This is a genomic window from Peribacillus sp. P4_C12 (assembly GCF_056402095.1).
In genome coordinates this window covers 1-1,043 of sequence record NZ_JBFUIB010000919.1, presented here as the reverse complement: position 1 = coordinate 1,043, position 1,043 = coordinate 1, and the positions used below count along the sequence as shown (strand labels likewise).

Annotated in this window: 1 pseudogene; it reads right to left on the bottom strand. The window is 33.7% G+C overall.

The features are described 5' to 3' along the window. Positions 1 to 266 (bottom strand): annotated as a pseudogene (locus AC1DUW_RS30250) (hypothetical protein); the annotation flags it as partial. Positions 267 to 1,043 lie beyond the last annotated feature (777 nt).

The window sequence follows — 1,043 nt, the reverse complement described above, 5'->3', positions numbered from 1 at the left end:
CCATAATCATATCCATAATAGCCATCATAGCCATAGCCACCACCATAATAGGGCCCTGCAAGCAACGCTCCTGCAGCAAGACCTCCTAGAAAAGGAAATCCAAATCCAAATCCAAATGGTCTCCCAAAACCAAATGGTCTTCCAAATCCAAATGGTCTCCCAAATCCAAATGGTCTCCCAAAACCTCCAAAGTGACCTCCACCACCAAMACCAATTCTTCTTAAATCATTTGCATTTATATCTTCATTTATTATTAAWTCATACATYTTTAGTAATTCCCCCYYAATTCTTTATTTGATTTAGATTATGTAAAGATAAGGARGATGTTTAGGTTCATTACCTAGARATAYGTACATYCGTGGAGTTTTTTACTTCTTGTTACGAACTAATACCCCCTCTCGAATATGAGGGGTCCTGTTAGTTTTTAATGAGTAATTATTTTAACCCTTGATTGAGAAATAGATGTGAGGAGTTATTTGAATTTTGTTTAGGTGATAGAACATGATCATTAATATTGTGGTCAACTTACACGCAAAGGGAAATAACTTTTTACAGAGACGTAGTTTTCCAGTCGTCGGTTCACACTTGAGCAAATATGTTTGAGTGAATGGAGAATCTATATTAGGTAAACAGTGAAATCAAGGTTTGTTCAATGACTAGAGGATCTTGGACAGGCAAGTTTATCTATGCCTTGTATCACCCTCTAAATTTTTTACTTTTAATCTCAATTTCTATTTTTTTAATGCGAATCCATATTTTTACGCTTATCAAAAAAATAAATCAAACTAACGTTGATTTTTTAAACAATCAAAAATGAAATAATAATCAATTAAAATGGACCCCTCTTAAAAGAGAAGGGCTTTTTTCTTATTTTACACGGATTTTTTTTCCGATTCCGATTGAATACTTGCTATCAAGTTTATTCCAATCCTTTATTTGTTTAATCGTGCTACCATATTCTACAGCAAGAGCAGATACTCAAGTTTATTCCAATCCTTTATTTGTTTAATCGTGCTACCATATTCTACAGCAAGAGCAGATAC